The following is a 23,795-nucleotide window of genomic DNA, read 5'->3' as shown; positions in this document are numbered from 1 at the left end:
GAGCTGAAGCTGACTGCTTCAGTTCTTTTTATTTTCTGGTGACATTGTCACTCGTTGCTTTGGCAAGAGACAGCAAAGAGGTTTTCAGCCGCTGCCAGTCTTCCTCAGTGGGGATGTATGACCAGCAGAAGTATTTTGTTTCAGGGAAGGCCTCATACAAGCCGTTGTAGGAATCAGTGATAATCAAATCAATGGACTGATGCTGGTGGACAAAATTAACCGGTAAAGGCGAAATGTCACTGATCATTTTTTTTAGCGTGTCCTCAAATGTTTTTGAAATACTGGAAACAAGCAGGATGTTGATGGATGTTTTGATATATCCGGCGAGCGTTTCAGACACAATCGGCAATACGTTGAAGCAGAAAAAATCTTTGTTTTTTACGGACATCTGTTCTTGGACAAAGGCGATGAAACTTAGTAAAAAATTGTTGCCGATAAAAAAGAAATTACTAGTCAAGTAGTCAGACATTGTGATATCTGCAATAAGCAGACAACCGCTGAAAAAAGATGCATGTGCCAGCAGCAGTTCAATGTTAACTGTTAAAAACAGGGTGTCTTCAGGTGTGAATGTAATAGCAAAGTAGTCCTGAATAAAAGCCAGCAGTTTTTGAGTAGTCTGCGTTGTACCGTCCAGTTCAGCAGTGGTCAGCTGTTCGGCAACCCGTTTTTTTGAGAACCCGTCAATCGAGAACAAAAAGAACGCCGCAAACTGTGCCTCCGACCGCTTGGCCTCAGACGGCAAATTCAACAAGTCGAAAAACTGATGGAAATGCTCATGCAAGTGTGAAAGCAGCGCATCTGTCCGATTGGGACAGTGGAATGACTCAATCAGGTGATTATTCAATATCCGGTTGTGCGTGATAATCAGAAATACTTTCAGCCGCTTTTGCTGTGAAAAGGAGGCGTCATGAGACACTGAAAAATGATTGATCCCCCGGTCGACGATACTGGTTTTGTATGTTTTCAAAAAGTCCGTATTGTAAGCCTCAATCAGAAAAAAGTAGAGGAAATAACGTATCTGCGCCTCTTCTCCCTGAATCAGGCTGTCGGCTTTTAATGTGAAGCAAAGATTGAACTCTTTCAACATCTTTTTTAACGGTTTCAAGCGCCGGTACAGCGTGGAATAACTGATGCCGTATTCGTCCAGAAAGCGGTAAAGGTTGAAGCCGGGATTAAGCAATGCTTCAAGGCACAAGTTGTAAATGATGGAAGATTTGTATAAATGTTTGCGGATAAAATCCATGGAAATGTTCTTTTTTAAATATGCAATCACTTCATTGGCTGTCCATTCAAGCTGGATACGGTCCTGCCAGTTGTTGTGCTCTATAATCCGCTGAATCCCTTCCAAAGCCTGAGTGATTTTCCATTGACTCAGGTTTGTTTCGTTGTGTAATTCATTTAACGTCCAGCGCTTTTTTTGGGGGTGAGAAAAAAAGACGCTGAGTACAGTGATAATCTCTTGTTCATTTTTTTCAAGTAAAGAAAGCATCGATTGCCCTCATCCTCTCTTTTTGTGATTCGGGAGTTAAAACTAGTTTTGTGCTGTCAATAAAAAATATTACTGTGAGTTTAAAAAAATGTGAAAAAAAAAGCTCGTATTGCGTCAAGTTAAGAAACGTACATTATTTTTTGTTTAAGCTCATAAATTTTATGGAATATCGGGGTTATAATAAACTGTCAGGTGCTGTAATTGCTGTCAACATAGTAAATTACCGATTAACTATAAATGAGATTTCTATCATGAAAAATTCGTTTTTTTGCCATTTGTTAAAAAAAAATGAATTTTATCGGTGAAGAATAAATGTAAAATTGATTATGTTCCATCTGCTAAAAACTGTGATAAGAAATAATTATGAAGCAACTTGCTATCTGGAAAGTTGTTTAGCTGTCCACCATGTAGCCATGGGATAGCCCTTTTTTTTGTCTGTGTCTTGTCTTGAAGAGCTGCACAACCGATTTATAATGGGGATATTACGAAAATAAAATTGTCAATGTTAATACATTTGAAGATGATACTGAACTGTGACAAGACCGGCATTAGAGTAAAACTACGGCACCATTTTTGTTAGCCAACCTATAAACACGAGTTGCACAAATATTATTTCGTTTTTTTGTTATAATGGTAATAACTGATGAATAAGGGAGGACCGATTATGACAAAAAGTAATTTTCCAGAAAACTTTTTATGGGGCGGTGCAGTTGCCGCTAATCAGTGCGAAGGTGCGTATGATGTGGATGGCAAAGGCTTGTCTCCGGTTGATATTCTGCCCGATGCACATCACGGCAGATGGGAAGCCTTGATGAATCCTAAAGACGCATTGACAAAGACGTATGATTTTTATCCAAGTCATGAATCCATTGATTTTTACCATCGTTTCAAAGAAGACATTGCTTTGATGGCGGAAATGGGGTTTAAAACATTCCGTACATCAATCTGCTGGGCAAGAATTTTCCCGAACGGGGATGATGCTGAGCCGAACGAAGCAGGTCTGAAATTTTATGATGATTTATTTGACGAATGCTTGAAATACGGCATCGAGCCGCTAGTCACAATTCAGCATTTTGACACGCCCGTAGCGCTGATGACCAAGTATAACGGCTGGGAAGACCGCCGTCTGATTGATTTGTATTTAAATTATGCAGAGATACTGTTTAAACGCTACCGTGATAAAGTCAAGTACTGGTTGACTTTTAATGAAATCAATATGATTTTGCATATTCCTTTCTTTGGCGGCGGCATGGATTTGAACGGCAAAGATAATCCTGAGCAAATCAAATATCAGGCTGCGCACCATCAGCTGGTGGCATCTGCCAAAGCGACCAAGCTGGCACATGAAATTAACCCGGATTTCAAAGTCGGCTGTATGCTGGCTGCCGGAGAAACGTATCCGAAAACCTGCCGTCCTGAAGATGTCTGGGCAGCCTTGCAGGCTAATCGTGAAGGATACTTCTTTATTGATGTGCAGGCACGCGGCGAGTACCCGAGCTACAGCAGACGCTTCTTCAAAGAACACGGAATTGAACTGGACATCGCTGACGGGGACTTGGACATCCTGAAGAAACACACAGTCGATTTTATCTCATTCAGCTACTACTCGACTCGTTTAGTCAGTACGTCGGAAGATGACAAGCAAACAGAAGGCAATGTCTTTGCGACCTTGAAAAATCCTTACTTGAAAGCAAGCGAATGGGGCTGGCAGATTGACCCGCTGGGCTTCCGGACGACAATGAATGCACTGTATGACCGCTATCAAAAACCGTTGTTCGTGGTGGAAAACGGCTTGGGTGCTGTTGACACAGTTGAAGCAGATGGCAGCATTCAAGATGACTACCGTATCGACTACCTGCGTGAGCACATCCAAGCCATGGGCGAAGCAGTGCAAGACGGTGTGGAGCTTTGGGGATATACAACATGGGGCTGCATTGATTTGATCAGTGCCAGCACAGGGGAAATGAGCAAGCGTTACGGTTTTATTTATGTAGATCGGGACAATGACGGCAACGGTACGCTGAACCGTTCACGCAAAAAATCATTCGACTGGTATAAAAAAGTGATTGCCACGAATGGTGCGGATTTAGCTTAATAACAGCAGTATTAAAAACCTTACCGGGGGAAATGGGCACGATTCGGTCGGGCTTTTTTCCCGGTTTTAAACGCATTGCAGATGACAGAGCCAAAATTGTCTTTTGTTCTGTCTTAGCGGTTGGCCAGTGATTTTTAAAAGCTACCTTCTTGATAATAACAAAATAAATATTAAAGCCGAATAAATTGAAACCATTTTTTGACTTGTTTGCTATAAATTTACAATGGTTGAAGGAAGGACGGCATCCGTTTCAAATACAAGAAGCGGGTGTCGCTTTGTCACTCAAAAGAAGCGATTTTCAGGTAAAAGAGGCTGACTCAAGTAGTCTTTGTCAGCTGTCATCCAGAAAGTAGAGTCAACGCTGCGTTGTCTCATATGAAAACACGGCGGAATTCCTAGGAAGACCAGAAGTTAACGAAACCATCGTCAATACAGTTTAGCACAGATGCTAAAACAGCATCTGTGCTTTTTTTTGATGGCAGTATGGCGTGCGTGAATGAAAACCAAAAAAATTTTTTTAGAGCGTCTGGTCGAACAGTGTTAGTCTTAGCTGATCATATAACGGTGGAATATTGCGAGATAAGTGTTGACTTTCCATAAAAAATTGGCAATAATGTAAGTGGTAGGTACCAGTTGGTTTTGGTACGGAATCCTTTATTGTCTGTCCGTAAAGGGTGAAAATAAAAAATTGACAAAGGAGATAAGCAATATGTTGAAATGGTCTGAAACGCAGCTTGAGCAAGCCGGTGCAGCAATTACCACGAAAGAAATTATGCAGCAGCCTGAACTCTGGGAGGAAACGCTGGCGATATTTGAGGACAAGCGAACCGACTTGTATCAGTTGTTAGAAGATTTTCAGCAGGAAGCAGCGCAAAGAATCAGAGTGATTTTTACAGGTGCTGGCACATCAGCCTATGTAGGCGATGTTGTGCGTCCGCATCTGATACGCTATGGGGACACGGATGCGTATCAATTTGAATCGATTCCGACAACAGACATTGTTGCGGCACCGCATGATTATTTGAAAGGCAACCAGCCGACCCTGCTTGTGTCGTTTGCCCGCAGCGGAAACAGTCCTGAAAGTCTTGCGGCAGTGGATTTGGCAAATAAATTAGTGGACAACATCCGGCATTTGATTATTACGTGTGCAGCGGATGGCCAGCTGGCTGTGAACAGTCAAGGAGATACAAACCGTTTTGTGCTGCTGATGCCGGCACGTTCGAATGACAAAGGATTTGCCATGACCGGCAGCTTTTCCTGTATGACACTGGCAACGCTGCTGACATTCGATCAGGCACACCGCAACCATAGCGAGCTGGTGGCGGGGATTGTGGCAATGGGCAACCAGGCGCTTGCGCTGGAGGAGCGTGTGCAGACAATTGTGGAGACCGACTTTGACCGGGTCGTTTACTTGGGTTCAGGCAGTCTTTCAGGGTTGACCCGCGAGGCACAGCTGAAGCTGCTGGAGCTGACTGCCGGAAAGATTGCGACTGTGTTTGATTCGTCGGTCGGCTTCCGGCACGGGCCGAAATCATTTATTGATAACCGGACCATCGTCTTCGGTTTTGTCAGCAATGATGCGTACACGGCTAATTACGATTTGGATGTCTTAGAAGAAATCAAAGAAGACGGCATTGCCGCAAAAGTCACGGCGATCGCGCAAAACACTGCCGGTTTCAGCGGAGATACTTTGGCACTCGACAGTCCGACAGTCATTCCTGACGGTTTTGCCGCATTGCCGTTTATTATAATCGGTCAAGTAGCGGCGCTTTTGACCTCTGTCAAAGTTGCCAACAAACCCGACACACCTTCACCAACAGGAACAGTCAACCGTGTCGTGCGCGGCGTCGTCATTCATGATTTGCCAGTTCAGTAAAGGGGAACATTAAAAATGAAACAGTTAACACAACGAAAAAAGCAATTGATGACTCAATTATCCACCAGTAACGGCATCATCGCCGCATTGGCTATTGACCAGCGGGGAGCTTTGCGAAAGATGCTGCAGAAAGAGCAGTTCAGCGGTGACGTAGAGGAAGCGGTCGTCACCTTTAAAAAGCTGGTGTCGGAGGAGTTGACACCTTACGCGACCGCCATTTTACTTGACCCGGAGTACGGTCTGCCGGCCGCCCGTGCTAAAGATGCCGATGCCGGCCTGCTTTTAGCATATGAACAAACCGGGTATGACGCGACTGAACCGGGTCGTTTCCCTGATTTGATTGAAAACATGTCTGTGCGCCGGTTAAAAGAAGCCGGTGCCGATGCGGTCAAATTCTTGCTGTATTACGATGTTGATGAACCGGCGGCGATCAATGACCGCAAGCATGCGTTCGTGGAACGAATCGGTTCGGAGTGTCTGGCAGAGGATATCCCGTTTTATTTGGAACTGGTGTCTTATGATGCCGAGCTTGCCGACACCGGCAGCAAAGCGTACGCGGCTATAAAACCGCATAAAGTCAATGACATGATGGCGGAATTCTCGAAAGAAAAATACCACGTGGACGTGCTGAAGATGGAGGCGCCGGTCAATATGAATTACGTTCAAGGCTTTGCGGAAAATGCTGCGGATGTGGTTTATACACGCGAAGAAGCACTGGCACATTTTCAGGAACAAAGCGCCAAGACCAATCTGCCGTTTATTTTCCTCAGCGCTGGTGTCAGTGCCGACTTGTTCCGGAAGACACTGGAGTTTGCCCATGAAGCCGGTTCGACGTTTAATGGTGTGCTTTGCGGACGCGCCACATGGAAAGGCGGTGTGCCGGTCTTTGCTCATGAAGGCGAAGAAGCTGCAAGAGCCTGGCTGAGGACACAGGGCCGACAAAATATTGAAGAACTGAATGAGGTGTTGAGCCGGACAGCCCGGTCATGGCACGATAAATTTTCGACAGGAGAAGAATAGCCGATGATACTCACAGTGACAATGAATCCTTCAGTAGACATTTCCTATCAGCTGGCTGAATTTTGCATCGACGACATCAACCGGTGCGAACAATACAGCAAAACAGCCGGCGGCAAGGGCTTGAACGTGACCCGGGTCGTTCATCAGATGCGGCACCCGGTATTGGCCACCGGGCTGCTTGGCGGTGAACTGGGCGCGTATATCGAGCGCCAATTGCAACAAGAAAAGATTGCCCACCGCTTTTCACCCATCGCCGGGGACACGCGCAACTGCATCGCTGTTCTCCACGATGACGGCAAGCAGACCGAAATACTGGAAAGCGGTCCAGTCGTCTCATCAGTGGAGGCGGCCGACTTCGAACAATTGTATGACAGATTGCTGGCTAATGTCGATGTGGTGACTATTTCCGGAAGTTTGCCAAAAGGGGTGGATGATGCCTTATACACGCGGCTGATTCAGCAGGCCAATACATTAGGAAAAAAAGTGGTTCTGGATGTGTCGGGTGCTGCATTGACACAGACACTGCAGTCTGACAGCAAACCTTACGCCATCAAACCGAACCGCGACGAACTTTTGGCGATTGCCGCTTATCAGCCGACCGGCGATGATGTTTCTGATTTGCAGGCAATATTGAACTCCGAGTTGTTTGCTGGTATTCCGCTAATTGTTGTCTCGCTGGGAGCGGACGGTGCGTTTGTCAAGCATGGGGAAATGTTTTACAAGGTAACAATCCCCCGTATCAAGGTCGTCAACCCTGTCGGCAGCGGCGATGCAACAGTCGCCGGCTTAGCGCTTGCGCTTGCGGACGGGCGCGATTTAGCTGATGTTTTGAAAATAGCGATGACACTGGGCATGCTGAATACCATGGAACAAAAAACAGGTCACGTAGATGTTACGAAATTTGCTGAATACGTCGCACAAGTACAAGTTGCAGCGCTTTAGTCGGCTTTGCTGTTTGATGCAGTGCTGAAAAAAGCTGACACACTCTCTTGGTAATTTTTCTGAGGGTGTGTTTTTTATTTTCACCTGAGTGTTTGTACAGATGTGCTATACTGGATTCATCAACAGGAACAGAAGGGATGACAGCATGAGTTTATTTTTGGAAATTCCGGAGTGGCCGCTGGGTATTCGTTTTAGAACATTCAATAACTCCGGCGAAATCGTCGTTCCGCCGCACTGGCATAAAGAAGTTGAAATCATCTATGTCACAAAAGGGTCGGTGAACATCGGCTATAATCACAAAATTTTACAAGTCCATGAAGGCGAGATTTTTGTCTTTGAAAGCGGCGTATCGCATTTTTTTCTGGCATCGCCGGAAAGTGAGCGTCTTGTTTACCAGTTTGATGAAGGTCTGTTCCGTGAGGGCTTGTTGGGGATTGCCGAGCCTAAACAGATAAGCACCTTGTTCAACGAGGCCGAGAACCACAGCGCGCAGTGGCCGCATCAGACGACTATGACGATGCGCCGCCATCTGGAGACAATCTATCAGGAAATAACCGCGCAGCCCCCCGGCTTTCAGTTTGCTATTATCGGTGCTCTCAATGATTTAGTCACATTGTATTTCCGGGAAATACCCAAAAAGCAGCCGTCGCATATCAGTGAGTCTTTTTCCGAGGCGGCCCGCAATGCAGAAACGCTGGCACGTCTGAACCAAGTGTTCATTTTTCTGGAGGAACACTATCATGAAGGTATCCAAATCAAGGACGTCGCCGACCATGCGGGGTTCAGCCCTTATTACTTCACCCGTTTTTTCAAAAAACATACTGGCTCAACGTTTATGCAGTTTTTGACAGAATACCGCATCAATCAGGCAAAATATATTTTAGCCCATGAAAATCTGCCAATGGCGGAGGTGGCAGAAAAAGCCGGCTTCAATAGTGTGAAAACATTTCATCATGTGTTTAAAGAAAAAGTCGGCCAGTCGCCGCTGAAATATCAAAAAGCAATATTCGGGAATAATTAGCCGTTATTCAAGGAAGAAAACCTTGTCAATGTTTTGTATAGTTAAACTAACAAAACAGGTGATGGAGGTTTTTTTTATGATGTTAAAAGTCGGAATTATCGGCTGCGGCGGTATCGCCAACGGCAAGCACATGCCGAGTTTAGCGCAAGTCGACGGGGTTGAAATGACTGCTTTCTGCGATGTCATCGTCAGCCGTGCACAAAAGGCAAAGGAAGAGTTTGGTACGGCCGAAGCGAAGGTGTATGAGGATTACAAGGAAATGCTGGCAGATGCGGACATTGATATTGTCCATGTGTGTACTCCGAACAGTTCGCATGCGGAAATATCAATTGCCGCGATGACTGCCGACAAACATGTCATGTGTGAAAAACCGATGGCCAAGACAGCTGAAGAAGGTCGGAAAATGGTGGCAACAGCTAAAGCAACCGGCAAAAAGCTGACGATTGGCTATCAAAACCGTTTCCGCAAAGACGCGGTCTACTTGCATCAAGTATGCGAAGAAAACGGTCTGGGTGATATTTATTTGGGGAAAGCGCATGCCATCCGCCGCCGGGCAGTACCAACTTGGGGCGTGTTCCTTGATGAAGACGCGCAAGGGGGAGGTCCGCTTATTGATATTGGTACTCATGCCTTGGATTTAACGTTGTGGATGATGGATAATTACCAGCCGAAGTTTGTTGTCGGTAATACATATCACAAATTGTCTGCAACCGAAAACGCTGCGAATGCATGGGGCCCGTGGGATCCGGAAAAATTCACAGTGGAAGATTCTGCATTCGGCTATATCGTGATGGAAAATGGTGCTTCTGTCATGCTGGAAGCCAGCTGGGCGCTGAACAGTCTTGACGTCGGGGAAGCACAAACCACGCTTTGCGGAACTAAAGGCGGAGCAGACATGAAAGACGGTTTGCGCATCAACGGTGAAGACCACGGCCTATTGTACGAAAAGCGCATTGAACTGGAAACAGGCGGCGTGGATTTTTATGACGGTGCATCATCGACACCGGAAATACTGGAAGCCCAGTCTTGGATTGATGCTGTCCGAAACGATACAACGCCGGTCGTTACACCGGAGCAGGCGCTAGTCGTCACTGAAATACTGGAAGCTATTTACCGTTCAGCTGAAACAGGCAAACCTGTCTATCTGGCAGAGTAAGGAGAAGAAACGATGAAACCAAGCATCAGCTTGCAGTTATGGAGTGTCAAAGAAGACTGTGAGCGGGATTTTTTACACACGTTGACCCAAGTCAAGGCATACGGCTACGATGCAGTTGAGTTTGCCGGCTATCACGGGGTACCAGCCGAAACATTGCGGGCCCATCTGGACAGTATCGGCTTAGGCATTACCGGTTCCCATATCAGTTTTGAACAATTGACAGATCGTTTTGAAGAAACACTGGCGTTTGAAAAAACACTGGGTAACCGCCGCATCATCGTTCCTTACCTAACTGCTGCAACAATGGCGGAGTGGCACAAGTATTTTAGACAGCTCAGCCGTTTGTCAGGGCGTCTGGCACAAGAAGGATGCCAGCTGGGATATCACAACCACGCCCATGAATTGACGGAAACCGGTCAGGATGTACTTGATGCCATGACGAAAGAAGTTGCCGGACTGACGCTGGAAGTGGATACTTACTGGCTGGCCTACGCGGGTGTGCCGGTTGTTCCGTGGTTGACGGCACACCGTTCAGTTATCCGGGAGCTTCATTTGAAAGACATGCTGGCAGAGAATAGAGAAAGCACTGAGCTGGGCAAGGGCTGTTTGCCGCTTGAGGACTATGTCGCTTTTGCCAGAGAAAATGATATCCGGCATTTAGTAGTGGAACAAGAAGCTTTTCAGCAGCTGACACCCATGGAAAGTGCGCGCATGAATGCGAAAGTACTGAAACAACTCGTTGGTAACGATTAGACAATGTTAAAAAGAAAGCAGGGAATCTTATGAAATTAGGTGTCTTTACGCCATTATTTAACCAATTATCGTTTGAAGAAATGATTGAAGCGGTAGCGGAAAAAGGTCTGCAAACCGTGGAAATCGGAACAGGCGGTTCACCAGGAAACGCGCACTGCGACATCGATAAATTGTTGGCAAGTGCCGAAGCCCGCCAAGACTATTTGGCCAAATTAACGGATAAAGGTTTGACAATCAGTGCGTTCAGCTGTCATAACAATCCAATCTCGCCAAATGCCAAAGAAGCCGCAGAGGCAGATACACTGATTCGAAAAACTATTAAACTGGCGTCATTGATGAATGTGCCGGTCGTTAACGGTTTTTCGGGGGTCGGCGGCGGCAGCGATACAGACCAGACTGTCAATTGGCCTGTATTGCCTTGGCCGACAGATTATACGGACATTTACCATTATCAGTGGGAGAAAAAACTGATTCCTTACTGGAAAGAAATTAACGGTGTGTGCGCCGCTGCCGGTGTGAAAATCGGCATCGAGCTGCACGGCGGATTTTTGGCACATACACCTTATACAATGTTGAAACTACGTGACGGAGCCGGCACAAACATCGGCTGTAACTTGGACCCGTCACACTTGTGGTGGCAGGGTATCGAGCCGGTCGGCGCCATCAAAATACTTGGCAAAGCCGATGCCATTCATCATTTTCATGCCAAAGACACGTTTTTGGACCAGGAAAATATAAATATGTACGGGGTAACTGATATGCAGCCGTACAGCAATGTCCAGACACGTGCCTGGACATTCCGCTCAGTCGGCTGCGGTCATAGTCTGCAAGAGTGGTCCGACATCATCAGTGCATTGCGACTGTACGGTTACGACTACGTGCTGAGTATCGAACATGAAGATCCGCTGATGTCGGTTGATGAAGGTCTGGGCCGCGCCGTGACTAATTTGAAATCCATTATGATTAAAGACACACCGACTGATATGTGGTGGGCATAGGGAGTGACACAAATGACAACAATCAAGCTGGATATTATCGGTTACGGCGGCATGGGACGCTATCATGCCACCACCATCATTCCTAAAGAAACAAACATCATGGTCAACGGTGTGTATGACATCGACCCCGAAAGGTTGACATTGGCAGAAAAGGAAGGGTTCCGCATCTATTCCTCTTTGTCTCAGCTGTTGAACGATACGGACAGCGAAGCCGTACTGATTGCAACACCTAACGACTCGCATAAGGAACTGGCGTGTAGGGCAATGCGTGCCGGCAAACACGTAGTGTGCGAAAAACCGGTCATGATGAATTCTCAGGAATTTGCAGAAGTGCTTGACGTAGCCGAAGAGACAGATCGAGTGTTTATGGTCCATCAAAACAGACGTTGGGATGAAGATTTCCTGATCATAAGGCAGCTTTACCAGACACAGGAAATCGGTGAACTGTTTCAAATCGAATCACGCGTCCAAGGTGCAAACGGTATCCCCGGCGACTGGCGCCATCTGAAGCAGCACGGCGGCGGCATGCTGCTTGACTGGGGCGTGCATCTGCTTGACCAGCTGCTGTTTTTGGTGGACAGTCCGGTGAAGTCGGTAGTTTCCGAGTTGAGCTATGTCTTAGGCGATGAAGTCGATGACGGCTTTATCAGTTACATTACTTTCGACAACGGCGTCAAAAGTTTAATAGAAGTCGGTACATCCAACTTTATAAAACTGCCTAGATGGTATGTCAAAGGCTATTCAGGCACAGCTGTGATACATGACTGGGATTTGTCAGGCGATCTGGTGAAACAAGTCGGTCAAGTCGCACATCATGAGTTGATTCCGGTCCAAGCAGGTCAAGGTTTGACGAAAACGATGGCTCCACCTTCAGAAGATGCCGCACAAAGACTGTCCTTGCCGGCACCAGTGTTTGAACACCCGACATTTTACACCAATTTTTATCAGGTAATCAGACAAGATGCGGCACCAGTGGTAAAAAATGCAGAGGTCATGAGAGTCATGCAATTAATTGAAGACATCTTCGCATCCGCCGAAAAACGTGCCGTTATTCATTACTAAACAGTGGACTGTAACAATTAAAAGACAGATGCTTGTTTATTAAAGCATCTGTCTTTTTTATCAAAAAGTAAGAGTATGATTTTAATTTAAACCCGCTTTAATAAGCGGAGGCCGTTAAACAAGACAATCAATGTACTGAATTCATGGGCGATAACGCCGACCGGCAAGTTCATCAAGCCAAACACATTCAGCACCACAAGGATAACTACAATCAGCATGGCAAATGCAATATTTTGTTTGACGATGGTATCCAGCTTTTTGGCCACGCGATGGGCATAGGCCAGTTTTTCCAAATCATTTTTCATCAGCACAGCATCTGCGACATCAATTGCTATATCGGTCCCTTCACCCATGGCGATACCGATTGTTGCTTCTGCCAGAGCCGGCGCATCGTTCACTCCATCGCCGATCATCACAGTTGTGCCGTTTTCAGCCTTGATTTGTTTGACCATAGCAGCTTTATTTTCCGGCAAGACATTACCGATGACTTCATCAATACCGATTTGCTTTGCAACAGCCAGTCCTGTCTGCTCGGCATCGCCGGTGATCATGATGGTGCGGATTCCCTGCTCTCTTAAATAGCGGACGGTGTCTTCCGCCTTGGCATCCGGCAAATCCATCAGTGCGATGATGCCAACAACGCGTGTATCTTGAGCAAAGTAAACAACCGTTTTTCCTTCTGCAACATATTGTTTTTTAAATGTTTCCAGCTGCTCAGGCACATCATTGAAAAGTGACGGTTTGCCAATACGGTAACGATGTCCTTGATATGTCCCGACTAATCCGGAGCCTAACTCAACATCCGTGTCGACTGTTATTTCGTCGGTTGGTGTGAATGCGTTGATGATGGCAGCGGCTAGCGGGTGATTAGCCTGTTTTTCCATCGCCGTGATAATGTTGATGAACAGCTGTTTTTCTTCTGGTGTGTCGCTGTCGATAAAGACATCGGTCACTTGCGGTTTGCCGGCCGTTAATGTACCGGTTTTATCAAAAGCAACGGCTTGCACTTCCGCTAAGTTCGCCAAATAAGAACCGCCTTTGAAAAGCACGCCATGTTTAGCCAGATTGGAAATAGCCGCCAATGTTGCCGGCACAGCACTGGCCGCCAGCGCACACGGCGAAGCAACTGTCAGAAAGACCATTCCTCGGTAAAAGCTGGTGTACCAGCTGAGGTTCAAAACAAACGGCGCCAACAGAATAAACAATACGGTCAGCAGCAGAACAATATTCACATAGGCCGGTTCAAATCTTTGAATCCAAGTCGCTGTTTTAGATAAATCTTTTTGTGATTGTTCCACCAGTGTGATGATTTTGGCGAAGACGGTGTCGCTGCTTTCTTTTGTCACCGTCATAGTAAACATGCCGCTTTGATTGATAGTACTGCCAAAGACAGCATCTCCGGTCGTTTTTTCGACGGGGATACTTTCGCCGGTAATGGCTGATTCATCAATCGCACTGTGCCCTGAGGCAATAATGCCGTCTGTCGGAATCTGGTCGCCGTTTAGCACTTGCAGCTGATCGCCAACGTTCAACGTTTCAACAGCAACAATGGTTGTCGAGCCGTCTTCTTGAATTAAGCGTGCTTCGGCAGGATTCATTTCCATCAGACTGGTAATTTCTTTTTGACTTTTCTTCTCCACATAGTCTTCCAAAAAGTGGGCGCCGCCAAAAATCAGAATCAGCAGAGCACCTTCCCTGAAATCACCGATGACGGCTGCACCGAATGCAGCGAGAGCCATCAAAACATGGACATTTGGCGTAAACTTTTTCGCTTTCTTAGTTGCTTGCCACGTATCTATGAAGCCTTCCTCAATAACATGGTAGCCGGACAAGATAATCGTTGCAGCATACAATACATTTTTTACAATACTTGCCGGCAGAAAAAGCGCGATTAAAAAAGTGATCAATCCGATGAAAAACAATACGACGGGCAGTTTGCCGTGTGCATGTTGGTGCTCATGATGCTGGTCATGCTGATGGCTGTCCGCTAGTGTATGTGTGTGATTGGTCATCATAATCATCTCCTTAGGTTTCGTGAGGGTTCGTTTATATATGAACCACTGTTCATATATTCATTATAAATCATCTCAAACGAAAAGGCAAGTTTTCTTTCGTGAAAGTTGCGGCATTAAAATTAAAAAATGATGAGAATATGTGCTTAAAAAAAGAAAATGATTTGTTTTTTCTGAATTTAATAATAGCGTAAAATTTTTTCAGTGAAAGTTGTGCATGTATGTGCCAACAGTTAACTAAAAGAGTGGAGGTAGTTGTATGGACAGTTTTATGACGGGGATTAATGTTGTGAGGGATATTTTATGGGATTATCTGCTGATTTTTGCCCTTATCGGGACAGGTCTTTTCTATTCTTTCAAGACGCGTTTCATTCAATTCCGCCGGTTTGGCAAAAGTTTTAAACTGACTTTCGGCAATGTCAGTTTATTCGGTGACAAAGCCGGGGCAGAAGGTATGACATCATTTCAATCATTGATGACATCCATTGCGGCGCAAATCGGTACGGGAAACTTGGCAGGTGTGGCAACTGCAATGGTACTTGGCGGTCCGGGGTCGATTTTATGGATGTGGCTGAGTGCGATTCTGGGTATGGCAATTATTTATGCGGAAGCCACTTTATCACAAATCTACCGCCAAGTCGTGAAGAACGAAATTGTCGGCGGCCCTGTATACTATATCAAAGCGGCTTTTTCCGGTCGGCTGGGACATCTGCTGGCTGTTGCTTTTTCCGTTTTGATTATCCTTGCACTCGGTTTTATGGGCAACATGGTCCAGGCTAATTCGGTCGGGCAGGCAGTCGAAGCCGCTTTTGGGATTGACGCAGTTATCACAGGTGTTGTGTTTGGGTTGATGTGCCTGATTGTTTTTGTGGGAGGGACGCAGCGTGTTGCCGCCGTTACAGAAAAAGTCGTTCCCACGATGGCTGTTTTCTTTGCAGTGATTTCGATAGGCGTAGTCATCGTCAATTACCGGATGATTCCTGAAGCGTTTCGCGAGATTTTTCTTGGCGCATTCAAACCGGAAGCTGTGGCCGGCGGTGTGCTCGGAGCGACTGTCCGCGAAGCCATGCGTTACGGTATCGCCCGCGGTCTGTTCACCCATGAAGCTGGTATGGGTTCTACACCGCATGCGCATGCGCTGGCGAAAGTCAACAATCCTTGTGAGCAAGGACTGGTCGCGATGATGGGTGTCTTTATTGATACGATTGTCCTTTTGCCGATGACAGTGCTGGTCATTTTGACTACCGGTGTTTTGGGAACAGTCAACGAAACAGGTGAATTTCTTGACGGTATCGAACTGACACAGATGGCTTACTCGCAAACACTGGGTGAATGGGGCTATCCGTTTATCGCCGTGTGTGTCGCTCTGTTCGCTTATGCCACAACAATCGGCTGGTATTTTTTCGGCGAACAAAACGTGAAATATTTGTTCGGCAAAAAAGGGGTCCGTGTGTATTCGGTGCTCGTAGCCATTTTTATTGTTGTCGGCTGTGCGCTGAAAGTGGAATTGGTCTGGTCTTTGGCTGACCTGTTTAACGGTTTGATGGTCATCCCGAACCTGCTTGCGCTATGGGCGCTGTATAAAGTAGTCATCACCCACACGAAGGATTTTGAACGAGAACTGGATGACCGGGATTGAGTAAATCCCGCTGCTCATGTTTTACAAAGAAAAGGGAAGGATGTATAATCGGTTATAGCGAAAGCGCTTAAATAAGGAGGGGTTTTAGTGAAGTTTTTCTTGGATACAGCTAATGTTGCCGATATCAAACGCATTAATGCCTTGGGACTGGTGGACGGAGTCACGACTAATCCGACACTGATTGCTAAAGAAGGCCGTGATTTTGAACAGGTCATCAAGGAGATCGCCGGAATCGTGGACGGCCCGGTTAGTGCGGAAGTCATCAGTCTGGACGCTGAAGGCATGATTGAAGAAGCTAAAAACCTTGCTCAGTGGGCAGACAATGTGGTGGTTAAGATTCCAATGACGGAAGAAGGCCTGAAGGCGACGCACGAATTGAAAAAACTGGGCATCAAGACCAATGTCACACTGGTTTTCAGTGCCGCTCAAGGGCTGCTGGCTGCCAAAGCCGGAGCTACTTACATCAGTCCGTTTTTAGGCAGATTGGATGATATCGGTACAGACAGTCTATCACTCATTTACCGTCTACAAACGATTATGGACAATTATGATTTTGACACAGAAATTATTGCTGCAAGCATTCGCCACATGGACCATGTCATTGATGTAGCAGAAGCCGGTGCGGATATTGCGACAATACCAAGCTCGCTCTTCCCTAAACTTTGGTCCCATCCGCTGACGGATGCGGGTATTGATCTATTTTTGAAGGATTGGGAAGCCTTTAAACAATAATCTCCAAGAAACAGAAACACGCCGAGCAGCTGGACTGCTAGGCCTGAATCAGCGTATCATGCCGGAATAGAGCAAGCTATTCCGGTTTTTTGTGTGCCGAGCACGCATCTTTACTGAAATATTACAAAAAACAAACGAAAGGCAAACATCCTTTAGGTAGACTGTTTTTGTAATAAGAATGCAAGGGAGTGTTTCTGTGAAAAATTTGAAAGTTATGATGTTATTATTAGTGAGTTTTATCAGCACGGGCTGGACTGTGAGTGCTGTACATGGCGAAACGACGGATACTGTTCTTTTGCCTGCAGCCAGTCAGTGGCATTACCATGATTTAGGACCTGACCAGTATCCGGGAGACAACTGGATGGCTCAGGATGCGGATGTGTCGCAATGGAAAAACGGGGCGGCACCATTAGGCTATTCGACTAAGGCCAACATAGCGACGACACTGAACTATGGTGAAAACCGCGAAAAAAAGCACCCCGTTTATTTTTTTAGACAGCAGTTTGATGTGGCGAACGCAGAATCATTAAAAGAAGCCGGCGGATTTCTAAATTTACAGTATAAAATTGATGATAGTGCGGTTATTTATTTGAATGGTCATGAAATCAGCCGGATTAATTATCCGGAAGATGCGGTGGTTAATTTTAAAGATTATTCTGGCAGACTTGGAGACGACGGCACGGCATACACCAAGCTCATGCTTGATATGAATCAAGTCTCCGATTATTTCGTTGACGGCACGAATACAATTGCCGCAGCAGTTTTCCAGCAATCGGGGACAAGTTCGGATTTGGTATTCGATTTAGGGGTGAGCGTTGGAGAGGCGGCGGCTGAAGCGTACCAGCCGACAAAAATCAGTTCTGTTTACCACGGATCGCCCGCATCGACTAGGGGGTTGACTTGGCATACGGCACTTGCCGCATCGTCCATTGTCCGCTATGTTGCTTCGCCTGTCGCTCCGACAGACTGGTCGCAAGCTGAGGTTGTTGAAGGCACGTCCACATCAGTACCGGTAATCGACGGGTTTAGTCATAAAGCAATTTTGGAAGGTTTGCAACCTGACACAACTTACTGGTATCAAGTGGGCGATGCAGTGCATGATGCCTGGAGCGACACACACACATTTAAAACCGCAAAGACAGGCGGGCCTGTCCGCTTTTTATACTTTGCGGATGTCCAAGGTAGTTCCGAGTATGATTATGACATTGTGGCAAAAACCTTTTATAAAGGGCTGACTGTCAACTCGGCGCCGGACTTTATTATCCAAGGCGGGGATTTGGTCAATGACTCGGACAACAGTGAACAGTGGCACTGGCTGTTTTCCAAAATGCCTGATATCTGGGCCAACCAAACGATTATGGCGGTGGCCGGCAACCATGATGCTGTCCAGCAAACATTTGCCAATCACTTTAATTATTTGACGCCGGCGTCAGGCACCCAAGCAACTGGCAGCTATTATTCCTATGATTATCAATTTGCCCACTTTGTTATGCTGAACACCAATGATCTAGTGAATAATCAGCTGAATCCTGTTCAAGTGGAATGGATGAAGTCAGATATTCAGCAGGCTAAAGCGAGAGGTCAGAAATGGGTGATTGTCACAATGCATAGAGGGGTTCAAACAATCGGCAACCATATCGGCGCACGGACCACTGTCGGTCTGAGACGTCAGCTGCAGCCTATTTTTCATGAGCTGGGTGTGGATGTGGTGCTCCAAGGGCATGACCACACTTACGCGCGCACCAATCAAATGGGACCGGAGACGCCGATTGACACGATAACTTACGAAACAGTTGATGGTGTCATGACAGCTAAGAAGGCAAGCGGTGTATTATATTTGACTGCGAACTCAAGCGGGACAAAATTTTACAGCATGAAAAGTGCTGAGGTGATTAAAGAGCAAGGCGTATACCCTGCAGTGAAAGGCCAGAACTACAAACAAATGTTTACCGACTTTATTATCACAGCCGACAAGCTGTTGTTGACTTCCTACGAATATGATGCGGAAGATACTGAAAGTCTGACGATCTTTGACCGGTATGCCGTCGAAAAATCAAGCGAAACAACAGAAAGCAGCACGACGGAAGGCAGCAGCACGACGGAAAGCAGCAGCACGACAGAAAGCAGCAGCACGACAGAAAGCAGCGGCACGACAGAAAGCAGCGGCACGACAGAAAGCAGCAGCACGACGGAAGGCAGCAGCACGACGGAAGGCAGCAGCACGACGGAAGGCAGCAGCACGACGGAAAGCAGCAGCACGACGGAAAGCAGCAGCATGACAGAAAGCAGCGGCACAACAGATACCCGCGGGACAACAAGCACAAGTGACGTAACAAAAACCGGTATGACATCAACTTCCAGTCAGACATCGCGTTCAAGCAACCGGACAAGCGGCATTGTTTACCCGACTAATAAGAAAAATCAAGGAAAACTGCCGCGGACTGGTCAAAAACCCGCTATGACTATCGTGATTGCAGGTTTGTCCATAGTAGTGGGAACAACGGCGGTATGTGTATCGGCACAGCGACGCAAAAAGAATGAGCGTTAAGCAAAGAACCATTAAAAAGCCAGTAGATATGATAAGTCACTATCATCTCTATTGGCTTTTTTTATATCTAAATGTGTATATTTGATTTCTATTTTGCTGAAGTATCTGGAAGTTTTTCAATTTCATCCCATGAAACCAAAAGTTTTGATGTGTCTTTGATAGAAGGAGGTCCTGTACCATCTTCCATCGTCTGAACGGCTTTTCTTTCTTTTTTTGGGTCCGTGATACAAATACTTCTTCCAATATTTAAATGATAGTCATTAAAAATATTTTCCCTCTGGCTCAAGATAACAATGGTACTTTCTTTATTTCCGCCGAATAGTTTATATTCTCCATGTATGAAGACTTGAATGTTTTCAGAATCCTCAGCATTCCTTAACCCGCTCCGATTGGCTAAATGAACGAATGGCTTGTCGGTCTTGAAGTGAATGGTAGTTTCAACATCTTCCGGGAGAGTGATGATTTCACCGCTGCCGGGAAGCGATACTTTTTTCTCAGGCAAGATTTTCTTTTCTACCTTCGTTACGGTAATGTCATTATATTGAAGAAAGGCGCCATCAATATATAAACCAAAACCAATAATTGACAGCAAACTGATAGTAGCAATGGTCAGCACTACTAGTAAAATTTCCAGTAATTTTTTCTTAGCAGTGTCAAAGGTTAATTCTTTAACAATGTATTCATCTCCCTTTAAAAGCTCATCTAAAGAAAGATTGAAACGTTCACTCAGTTTGACTACTTGTTCCAAGTCAGGATAGCTTTTGCCATTTTCCCATTTTGAGATGAGCTGTCGCGAGACGAACAGTTCTTTTGCCAAATCCTCTTGGGTCAGATTTAATTCTGTTCTTTTTTGCTTGATTACTTTTCCAATCTCCATTTATATCTCCTTTTAACACATCTAACTCATGCGTCTGAACCCCGTATTGACGGGGATGCAACATAAGGTGACACAATAAAAAACAGTTTAATTAGTCTGTCACTATACGTATCATTCTTATTTTTCAAAGTCATGTTTTGTTTCTTTATTTCTCTTTGACTGATTAGTATGATGTGATTCAAAAAGAAAGGAGTTATTATGAATCACTCGCAGTCATCAAACTACACACTAATCACCATTATACAATATATTGCTTCTGTTCTGATCATTTTGGTCCATTGCGGCCGGCTTTTTCAACAGGATGCTCTCCATTTTTTTATCAAAAGCATATTATGCCGGACAGCTGTGCCATTTTTTCTGATAACCACTGGATACTTTTTTTATGAGAAAAGCCGGAAGTTTTCAGGATATTACTCACAATATACACGGCGTTTACTGAAACAATATTTATTTTGGAGCGTCATTTATTTGCCCTTTGCGGTGTCATTTTTATGTCAGCAAAATGTACCTTTTGTTTTGTTTCCCTTGGCACTGGCCGGTGCTTTTTCTTACATCGGCACTTGCTATCATTTATGGTATTATCCCGGCTTATTTGCAGGACTATGGATTACCCGAAAGCTGAGTAAATTCAAACGCATATTTGTCCCTCTTAGCTTGTTGCTGCTGCTTTACAGTTTTGGCGCATTAGAAACATATTCATCTTATATAGAAAATACAATGCTCAATCTTATTTATTCTTCATACCGCAAGTTGTTTTTCACCACCAGAAACGGTTTGTTCTACTCTCCGATATTCGTTTGGCTAGGGTTTATTTTAGCACAGAATCAGCATCGGTCAATTTTTCAAAAGTATTTGAATGGGAAATTATTTTTTAGCATTTTATGTTTCAGTGCGGAGGGCTGGGTTGTTTTTCAACGTCAGGGAGATGATAAAAATTTCTTTTTCAGTCTCATCCCATTTTCTTTGTTTTTTTTAGCACGGATATTGCAATTGAAACAGCCGGTATGGCGGCAGCAAAAATTTGTCCGCTTTTTAACACAAAAAAATTTCTTGTTACACCCGGCTTTCTTGGAGTCTATCAAACAAGTGTCGGCAATGTTTTTCAATGGAAAAGAGATTACAGGCATGGAGTTATTTGCCGCAACTTTTGCGGTCACCAGCTTTGCCGGTCTCGCGCTTTGGAAAATGAAAAGTGCCGCATATCATTATCCAATTGGAGGTGAGACAAAATGAGAATTATGGGTGAAAAAGATGATTATAGGTTCTGATGCGTCGGTTCATTCTAATAGAGGATATGACCGACTGCTTTCTTATTCCACGATACTTACCACGGCTTTCACAATCTGTTGACTGCTTTTAGGAGCAAAGATGCTGCCAATACTTAAAAGACTTGCCGGGCATTGAAACAGAAAGTACAAAACCTGCTAAAATAGGAAGCAGGCCTCCCTCATATTAAAGTATTGAAACTAGTGTCTAATTCTACTTGATTCCAAACTAATTTTTACTCATCTTTGGAAAAAAAACCCAAAAAAGCCGCTGACCTGTAACAATCAGCAGCTTTTTTGCATATGATCATAAAGATGATTTGAAATAGTCAGTTCTCCTACTTTGGAAAACCCTTTGTTGACATACAGACTTCTGGCATGATGATTGATCTGGTCGACATTGAGACCAATTTTGTCATGTCCCGCTTGGTTTGCCAAATCGGGTAATGTCTGTAACAAACGAGTGGCAACTCCTTTGCCGCGAAAGTTTGCTGAAGTGACCAGAGTATCCAAATACCACTCGTTTTCATAAACTTCTGGTTCATTAAACAGTCGATAGTGCTCAGGAACTGACTGGGATTTTAAAATCGTGTTGAAAACGTCATCGATAATCGGTTCATCATTGGCGGAATAGCCGAAGGCAATACCTGCCACTTTGCCGTCAAGTTCGTTGACCAGCGCATTTTTAAAACCGTAGCGATACGTTTTCGTCGAATGAAATGCTTCGATGAGCATGTCACGCAACTGTTCTTCTGGCAATTGTGTCAAAATAGGCAGCTCCATGTCCCGCAGGACGATGGTCAATAAATCAACTGCTTCTTCAGCGTCGGCCGGTGTAGCTAAACGAATCATAATACTATCTCTCTCCTAACAGGCTCCATCTTAGCGCACCGTCAGGGATATTGTCAATTGAAGTGATTTGCCGGTCGGAAAAACAAACTGTATGCGGTATTGTCTGTTGAAAGCGAGAACGAGATTGTTTTTAATTACCTCAGCTGGCTCCCATCATCTGGCTGATAATCCGTGCGACGATTTCCAACAGGACGGTGAAGGTGAAGCTAAGAGCGATAAACACTAAATGGCGGGTTTTCGTCATTTCCAAGTAACCGATGTACTCGCGGATGAACGCCGCAGGAATGTAATATCCTTTTGTTTTGGCACCGGCCCCTCTTGCGCGGATGCCGAGTTTCTTCGCAATTTTGCCGGCTCGCAGCAGGTGATAGCTGCTGGTGGCGATGGCGATTGTCTGATGTTGAAAATTTTCAATACCGTCGTTGGCAACTGCCAGCTGCTCGGAAAACGTGATGTTTTCGTAGGTGCTGGTTGATTTGTCTTCTATATAGAGCGTATCGATATGATAGCCTTTTTCTTTGATATAGTTGTACATAGCATGGGCTTCCGGGATTTTTTCATCCGCGCCCTGACCGCCTGAAAGGATGATGGTCGGATGGTGATTCAGCTTCTCCGCCTGTTTATTGTACAGGGCGATACCGGCCTCGATTCTGCCGGCAAGGAGCGGCGTCACTTTATCTCCGCTTAACCCGGAACCAAGAACGATGATGTAGTCGACTTTTGAACGAATCGGCACCAGTTTATAAAGCAGTGCCGTCAAGGAATACATAAAGAAAATCACGACAAAATAAGTCAGGCAGCTGTTAAAGAACGTAAAGAAATTAAACAGCAGGCTGTTGCTGAAAAAGCGGTTGACAATGAAAAAGCCGACTTCAAATAAAATCAGCAGCACGGCAATGATGGCAGGCAGGAAATTCCCCAGTGATTTGCCTTCTTTTTTTATCAGTATCCGCTCATTCAGCAGGAGAAAGATGATTGAGATTTGACTGCTCAATGTCAACAGTGCAAGGGCAGCCAAAATCGGGATACTGACGACATACATCAGAGTTGAACTGATTTTATACAGTGTCAAGATGATGATGAATGAGCAATCTGCGATAAAGACGATTCCCCAAAAACCGGTCCACAGACTAGTCGGCCGGCAGGCTAGATAAAAACCAAAAATAATAGTGCACAATAAAAAAAACAGCCCAAACAACGTGATAATTGGATCATCAAAAAATGGCATAACAGACTCCTCCAGACTGGTAGATGTGAATGAATACATGTTGAGTGTATCAAAAAAATTCCATCGGTGCTACAAGTATCGCATGAATCAATCTGAAAGATGTTCCGTTGTATGTGACAAGGTGTTTTATTTGTGTGAAAAAATCCTATTTCAGATAGCTGACACTTTTTGATTCGGAGCGGCTGTATTCACTCTCGGGCTGGTTTATACTGACAGTGAGGAAAAAAACA

At 45.3% G+C, this 23,795-nt stretch carries 18 protein-coding genes; 13 read left to right on the top strand and 5 right to left on the bottom strand.

What is annotated here, in order from left to right; all coding sequences use genetic code 11:
• Window positions 1-28: 28 nt before the first annotated feature.
• Window positions 29-1,489, bottom strand: coding sequence for a helix-turn-helix domain-containing protein (locus CBF27_RS09020; protein ID WP_126813984.1), 1,461 nt, complete (start codon window positions 1,487-1,489; stop codon window positions 29-31).
• A gap of 664 nt (window positions 1,490-2,153) precedes the next feature.
• On the opposite strand from CBF27_RS09020, the gene CBF27_RS09015 reads away from it, so the two are divergent.
• From CBF27_RS09015 to CBF27_RS08975, 9 genes are all read left to right on the top strand, one after another.
• A complete protein-coding gene (locus CBF27_RS09015) occupies window positions 2,154-3,584 on the top strand; it encodes a 6-phospho-beta-glucosidase (protein ID WP_170175069.1) in 1,431 nt (476 codons plus the stop codon).
• Between the two features lie 709 nt (window positions 3,585-4,293).
• The gene (locus tag CBF27_RS09010) at window positions 4,294-5,460 is read left to right on the top strand and encodes an AgaS family sugar isomerase (RefSeq protein WP_126813983.1); all 1,167 of its coding nucleotides are present in this window, start codon (window positions 4,294-4,296) and stop codon (window positions 5,458-5,460) included.
• A gap of 15 nt (window positions 5,461-5,475) precedes the next feature.
• Window positions 5,476-6,480: a tagatose-bisphosphate aldolase gene (gene lacD, locus CBF27_RS09005; protein ID WP_126813982.1), complete on the top strand. Its 1,005-nt coding sequence runs from the start codon at window positions 5,476-5,478 to the stop codon at window positions 6,478-6,480.
• Window positions 6,481-6,483: 3 nt separating this feature from the next.
• Window positions 6,484-7,422 carry a hexose kinase gene (locus tag CBF27_RS09000; protein ID WP_126813981.1) on the top strand — a complete coding sequence of 313 codons (939 nt, stop codon included), beginning with the start codon at window positions 6,484-6,486 and terminating at the stop codon, window positions 7,420-7,422.
• A gap of 145 nt (window positions 7,423-7,567) precedes the next feature.
• Entirely contained in the window at window positions 7,568-8,443 is an 876-nt protein-coding gene (locus tag CBF27_RS08995) for an AraC family transcriptional regulator (protein WP_126813980.1), read from the top strand.
• Window positions 8,444-8,519: 76 nt separating this feature from the next.
• Window positions 8,520-9,599 carry a Gfo/Idh/MocA family protein gene (locus CBF27_RS08990; protein ID WP_126813979.1) on the top strand — a complete coding sequence of 360 codons (1,080 nt, stop codon included), beginning with the start codon at window positions 8,520-8,522 and terminating at the stop codon, window positions 9,597-9,599.
• A 12-nt stretch (window positions 9,600-9,611) separates the two neighbouring features.
• Window positions 9,612-10,352, top strand: coding sequence for a sugar phosphate isomerase/epimerase family protein (locus CBF27_RS08985; protein WP_126813978.1), 741 nt, complete (start codon window positions 9,612-9,614; stop codon window positions 10,350-10,352).
• 29 nt (window positions 10,353-10,381) lie between these two features.
• A complete protein-coding gene (locus tag CBF27_RS08980) occupies window positions 10,382-11,350 on the top strand; it encodes a sugar phosphate isomerase/epimerase family protein (protein WP_126813977.1) in 969 nt (322 codons plus the stop codon).
• A 12-nt stretch (window positions 11,351-11,362) separates the two neighbouring features.
• A complete protein-coding gene (locus tag CBF27_RS08975) occupies window positions 11,363-12,412 on the top strand; it encodes a Gfo/Idh/MocA family protein (protein WP_126813976.1) in 1,050 nt (349 codons plus the stop codon).
• Between the two features lie 86 nt (window positions 12,413-12,498).
• Here CBF27_RS08975 and CBF27_RS08970 read toward each other — a convergent pair whose 3' ends face one another.
• Window positions 12,499-14,427 (bottom strand): heavy metal translocating P-type ATPase, encoded by a 1,929-nt coding sequence (locus CBF27_RS08970; RefSeq protein ID WP_211334645.1) that lies wholly within the window; start codon window positions 14,425-14,427, stop codon window positions 12,499-12,501.
• Between the two features lie 256 nt (window positions 14,428-14,683).
• Between CBF27_RS08970 and CBF27_RS08965 the strand changes: the two genes are divergently transcribed.
• The 3 genes from CBF27_RS08965 (at window position 14,684) to CBF27_RS08955 (ending at window position 19,343) form a co-directional block, all read left to right on the top strand.
• Entirely contained in the window at window positions 14,684-16,063 is a 1,380-nt protein-coding gene (locus CBF27_RS08965) for an alanine/glycine:cation symporter family protein (RefSeq protein WP_126813974.1), read from the top strand.
• 87 nt (window positions 16,064-16,150) lie between these two features.
• The gene (fsa, locus tag CBF27_RS08960; protein ID WP_126813973.1) at window positions 16,151-16,795 is read left to right on the top strand and encodes a fructose-6-phosphate aldolase; all 645 of its coding nucleotides are present in this window, start codon (window positions 16,151-16,153) and stop codon (window positions 16,793-16,795) included.
• Window positions 16,796-16,991: 196 nt separating this feature from the next.
• Window positions 16,992-19,343 (top strand): fibronectin type III domain-containing protein, encoded by a 2,352-nt coding sequence (locus CBF27_RS08955; RefSeq protein ID WP_170175068.1) that lies wholly within the window; start codon window positions 16,992-16,994, stop codon window positions 19,341-19,343.
• A gap of 88 nt (window positions 19,344-19,431) precedes the next feature.
• On the opposite strand, the gene CBF27_RS08950 is transcribed toward CBF27_RS08955, so the two are convergent.
• Window positions 19,432-20,220, bottom strand: coding sequence for a helix-turn-helix domain-containing protein (locus CBF27_RS08950; protein WP_126813971.1), 789 nt, complete (start codon window positions 20,218-20,220; stop codon window positions 19,432-19,434).
• A 198-nt stretch (window positions 20,221-20,418) separates the two neighbouring features.
• Between CBF27_RS08950 and CBF27_RS08945 the strand changes: the two genes are divergently transcribed.
• Complete coding sequence (locus CBF27_RS08945; RefSeq protein ID WP_126813970.1) at window positions 20,419-21,453, top strand: acyltransferase family protein; 1,035 nt, start codon at window positions 20,419-20,421, stop codon at window positions 21,451-21,453.
• Between the two features lie 317 nt (window positions 21,454-21,770).
• Here CBF27_RS08945 and CBF27_RS08940 read toward each other — a convergent pair whose 3' ends face one another.
• Window positions 21,771-22,337: a GNAT family N-acetyltransferase gene (locus CBF27_RS08940; protein ID WP_126813969.1), complete on the bottom strand. Its 567-nt coding sequence runs from the start codon at window positions 22,335-22,337 to the stop codon at window positions 21,771-21,773.
• Window positions 22,338-22,476: 139 nt separating this feature from the next.
• Window positions 22,477-23,565 carry a YdcF family protein gene (locus CBF27_RS08935; RefSeq protein WP_170175067.1) on the bottom strand — a complete coding sequence of 363 codons (1,089 nt, stop codon included), beginning with the start codon at window positions 23,563-23,565 and terminating at the stop codon, window positions 22,477-22,479.
• Between the last annotated feature and the right edge of the window lie 230 nt (window positions 23,566-23,795).

The organism is Vagococcus acidifermentans, from assembly GCF_003987655.1.
Lineage (GTDB): Bacteria > Bacillota > Bacilli > Lactobacillales > Vagococcaceae > Vagococcus_B > Vagococcus_B acidifermentans.
The sequence above is the reverse complement of the archived record's forward strand: the minus strand, read 5'-3'. Positions and strand labels throughout refer to the sequence as shown.

Coding starts and splice junctions, on each gene's coding strand:
- CBF27_RS08985 (WP_126813978.1), top strand. CDS start 9,612: ATGAAACCAAGCATCAGCTTGCAGTTATGGAGTGTCAAAGAAGACTGT.
- CBF27_RS08945 (WP_126813970.1), top strand. CDS start 20,419: ATGAATCACTCGCAGTCATCAAACTACACACTAATCACCATTATACAA.
- CBF27_RS09015 (WP_170175069.1), top strand. CDS start 2,154: ATGACAAAAAGTAATTTTCCAGAAAACTTTTTATGGGGCGGTGCAGTT.
- CBF27_RS08965 (WP_126813974.1), top strand. CDS start 14,684: ATGGACAGTTTTATGACGGGGATTAATGTTGTGAGGGATATTTTATGG.
- CBF27_RS09010 (WP_126813983.1), top strand. CDS start 4,294: ATGTTGAAATGGTCTGAAACGCAGCTTGAGCAAGCCGGTGCAGCAATT.
- CBF27_RS08990 (WP_126813979.1), top strand. CDS start 8,520: ATGATGTTAAAAGTCGGAATTATCGGCTGCGGCGGTATCGCCAACGGC.
- CBF27_RS08970 (WP_211334645.1), bottom strand. CDS start 14,427: ATGATGACCAATCACACACATACACTAGCGGACAGCCATCAGCATGAC.
- CBF27_RS08950 (WP_126813971.1), bottom strand. CDS start 20,220: ATGGAGATTGGAAAAGTAATCAAGCAAAAAAGAACAGAATTAAATCTG.
- CBF27_RS08935 (WP_170175067.1), bottom strand. CDS start 23,565: ATGCCATTTTTTGATGATCCAATTATCACGTTGTTTGGGCTGTTTTTT.
- CBF27_RS09020 (WP_126813984.1), bottom strand. CDS start 1,489: ATGCTTTCTTTACTTGAAAAAAATGAACAAGAGATTATCACTGTACTC.
- CBF27_RS08980 (WP_126813977.1), top strand. CDS start 10,382: ATGAAATTAGGTGTCTTTACGCCATTATTTAACCAATTATCGTTTGAA.
- CBF27_RS09000 (WP_126813981.1), top strand. CDS start 6,484: ATGATACTCACAGTGACAATGAATCCTTCAGTAGACATTTCCTATCAG.
- CBF27_RS08995 (WP_126813980.1), top strand. CDS start 7,568: ATGAGTTTATTTTTGGAAATTCCGGAGTGGCCGCTGGGTATTCGTTTT.
- CBF27_RS08975 (WP_126813976.1), top strand. CDS start 11,363: ATGACAACAATCAAGCTGGATATTATCGGTTACGGCGGCATGGGACGC.
- lacD (WP_126813982.1), top strand. CDS start 5,476: ATGAAACAGTTAACACAACGAAAAAAGCAATTGATGACTCAATTATCC.
- CBF27_RS08940 (WP_126813969.1), bottom strand. CDS start 22,337: ATGATTCGTTTAGCTACACCGGCCGACGCTGAAGAAGCAGTTGATTTA.